General features: G+C 40.1%; 5 protein-coding genes and 1 pseudogene. 2 read left to right on the top strand and 4 right to left on the bottom strand.

Features of this window, described 5'->3' with window-relative positions:
- Both AC1DSB_RS16990 and AC1DSB_RS16985 read right to left on the bottom strand, forming a co-directional pair.
- Window positions 1–135, bottom strand: a pseudogene (locus AC1DSB_RS16990) (DNA topology modulation protein FlaR); the annotation flags it as partial.
- Window positions 125–1,123, bottom strand: a complete 999-nt coding sequence (locus AC1DSB_RS16985) for a GNAT family N-acetyltransferase (protein WP_477530898.1) — start codon at window positions 1,121–1,123, stop codon at window positions 125–127. The pseudogene AC1DSB_RS16990 and the gene AC1DSB_RS16985, both read right to left, overlap by 11 nt.
- 108 nt (window positions 1,124–1,231) lie before the next feature.
- Here AC1DSB_RS16985 and AC1DSB_RS16980 point away from each other — a divergent pair, with 108 nt between their 5' ends.
- Window positions 1,232–1,486, top strand: a complete 255-nt coding sequence (locus AC1DSB_RS16980; RefSeq protein WP_016429639.1) for a hypothetical protein — start codon at window positions 1,232–1,234, stop codon at window positions 1,484–1,486.
- Between the two features lie 108 nt (window positions 1,487–1,594).
- On the top strand, window positions 1,595–1,918 hold the full coding sequence (locus tag AC1DSB_RS16975) for a GtrA domain-containing protein (protein ID WP_477530897.1): 324 nt from the start codon (window positions 1,595–1,597) through the stop codon (window positions 1,916–1,918).
- Window positions 1,919–2,106: 188 nt separating this feature from the next.
- Here the strand turns inward: AC1DSB_RS16975 and AC1DSB_RS16970 are convergent, their stop codons facing one another.
- Window positions 2,107–2,571 carry an NUDIX domain-containing protein gene (locus tag AC1DSB_RS16970; RefSeq protein ID WP_477530896.1) on the bottom strand — a complete coding sequence of 155 codons (465 nt, stop codon included), beginning with the start codon at window positions 2,569–2,571 and terminating at the stop codon, window positions 2,107–2,109.
- Window positions 2,572–2,637: 66 nt separating this feature from the next.
- Window positions 2,638–3,171: HD-GYP domain-containing protein (locus AC1DSB_RS16965; protein ID WP_477587178.1), on the bottom strand; the 534-nt coding region annotated here is incomplete at its 5' end.

The following is a 3,171-nucleotide window of genomic DNA, read 5'->3' as shown; positions in this document are numbered from 1 at the left end:
ATCTCCTCCAGCACATCTCGACCATACCACATCATCCAATGAATGCATCTCAATTCCTATTTGCACAGCCAGCTTCCTTGCAAGTGTCGTTTTTCCGCTGCCAACTGATCCAACAATACGTATTTTATTTGCCATGCGCCCAGGCAATCCGGTTATCGACTGTTCGAACCATGCGAATCATAAACGGCTGGTACCCGAGTTTCGGCCAGAAATAGGATGCCAAGTGATTGGGCGTATGCCAGTCTGCCAATGCATAATCATAACCCATTTCCTTTAACTGAGCATGACTCGCATCTGCAAGGGCTTTCCCTACTCCGCGTCCCCGGTACTGCGGGTTGGTAGAAGCCGCCGGAAGATCCACTGTTTGATTAGGTGTATACATATTGGATGAAGTATCCGCTTCGTAGTAAACATGGAAACCAACTGGAATTCCTTCCTGTTCACCAATCATGACAATTGCCTCTGCATCTTTTGCGAGAGCTGCATAGCCACTTTTCACATCCTGGAGTGATTCTTTTGTAATCGGATTCCATGATGGCGCGGAAGCTTGATGAATGCTGTTCCAACGCGACATACTTTTTAGAATTTCCGTGTCGTTTTCTGCCAATCGGCGTATGTTAATTGCGCTAGTATCTGTATATTTTGCTTTCGGTTCATAGTTTTTTATGTCGAGCATTGCATATTTTTGTTCAAAACGGAAACCTTGTTCAAGCCATTCATAAACTAAGCGATCGTAGCCAATCGGAACGTATATGATATGTTGGAAATATCCCCCGGCAATCCATTCCGCACCTGCCTCTGCATACAATAGACGTACCAAACGTGGATGTGCATCTTCTGAAATGGCCAAGCATGGATAATCAATAATAATGTGGCGGCCCTTTTTTGCATCTTCCTTGAATTCATACAGCATATACCCAATTACTTGCTGATCACGGAGAGCCACAATACCATTAACGAAAGGGTTTTTGGCAATTTCACGAAGCAGGTTCTCAGTTTCCGCTGCCTCCTCAAAACGTTTTGGGAGGAATGAATATCGAATTCGTTCTACTTGGTGTCGTATTGACAATAGCGAAGCCATTGCCGGGTAATACTGTTCGTCTAGTCCTACAAATTGAATCATGTTAACTCCCCCTTACTGGTTATTTTTCATGCAACTCCCTACTCTGCAGTTCTTATCTATCTTTTTAGCTATTTGCTATACTTGATAAAAAAGTAAAGGAGTTAATCCATGGAATTAAAACGCGTTGCTTATGGAGTAATTATGGCTGCTTCACTTATTTTTGTGCGATTTATCGATTACAAAATTTACGATATGCCTATTTTTGTGTCAGTGATCATTCTGATCGGTATCATGGTTTTAAGTTATAAACTTGTCGACCGCTCTACATTTTTCGACAGACAAATTTCCCGAAATACATACTATTTGATGAATACACTCATCATTTCATTATTGATTCTCACTTTGTACATCATCGAATCCTGAAATGACATAAGAAATACTTCTCCCTACTACTGAATAGACTTACTGTTTAAATTCGACAAAGTCATCTAGTTTCCTTCCATTTTGCATGAATGAGAAAAAATTCGGGATATGCTAGCTGAATCAAAAAAGGCAGGCTTGACGATTCATGAAGTGGAAATTGATACTGTATATTTAAACGGCAATAAATCTTCGCATTTTCAACCTATTCGATCCTCCCTGCAGATTTATAAAGTGTTTCTGAAATTTACCGCTTCCTTTGGCTTAGATATGGGGTTATTTGCTTTATTTATCTGGACATGGAGAGATGATGTACCCCAAATGTATATTTTTCTGGCCACCATTATAGCAAGGGTCATTTCAGCTAGTTTCAACTACTCAATCAACCGAAAGAAAGTGTTTGAAGAAGGCGACGAAAAGTCGTTTCTAAAGTAGATGATTCTTGCCGGACTCATCATGGCACTATTTGCCGGTATGGTTCACGGTCTCTTTTTCTTAACATGAAGAGGTGAAATGATCATCAAGGTCATTGTGGATAGCGTGTTGTTATTGGTCGGTTTTTGTTATTCAACGGGAATGGGTATTCAAAAAGAAAAGCCAAAACACGTTTAATGTGTTTTGGCTTATTTAATGATAGGTAAAGGCATTTGTTGAACCCAATCCATAATGAATCGGGATTGGTGAGAATTTAAATTGGCAGGCAAATTTTGTTTATCAAAAAAGGCATGGGCACGTGTTTCATCGCTTTTTTGAATTAGATTTCCTGAAAAACAGGATGCTTTAAAAATAATTTGAATGCTATACACCTGATCCCCGCTAGCATATCTAGTAAAACCTTCCTGTCCTGAATAGATGCCGAAAAATTCCAGGTCACCAATTTTCAAGCCTGTTTCTTCTTCCGTCTCTCTTCGAGCTGCTTCTTCAACTTTCTCGCCTAATTCCATTACTCCTCCAGGAATACACCACACATCCGCATCTGTTCGATGTTGTAGTAGAATTTGATTCCCTCTTTCAATGATGACACCACATCCAACAGTCAGGAGTGGTTCATGTCCAATCATCTTTCTCATTGTCTGTATGTAATTCACCAAATTACTTCCTTTCAATTAGGCGTTGTGCAAATGCAAAAGGCTTGGAAAGTCATACCAGACCTTCTATCTCCATTTAAATTGCTGCTCATGCAACAGTTTTAAAAAAGCATCAACCACGACTGGATGGAACTGAGTTCCCCTACCACGAATAATCTCCTGTATTGCTTCTTCAATTGTCAATGAATCACGATAAACACGATCAGTGGTCATCGCATCGAATGAATCAACAACGGAAACAATCGCCGCTTCCAATGAAATCTCATCTCCTTTTAAACCGAAAGGATATCCTTTTCCATCGTAACGTTCGTGATGTTCTTCAACAATAAATGCTGAATCTCTCAACCATTCAATTTCATGTTCACGCATCATCTTAGCACCTAATGTTGTGTGAGATTTCATAATTACCCACTCTTCAGGGGTGAATTTCCCTTTTTTATTTAAAATTTCAAGGGGAATCGCCAGCTTTCCTATGTCATGAAAATAAGCACCCCATCTGAGCAATCTCACGCGCTCAACGGGTTGACCCAGTTTCTTCCATAATTCAATGGAATAATCTTTGATTCGCGAGCAATGATGAAAAGTGTAACCATCCACATG

The organism is Paenisporosarcina sp. P4_E4_2 (assembly GCF_056401595.1).
Note: the sequence above shows the minus strand (reverse complement) of the source record. Positions and strands in the feature narration are given on the sequence as shown.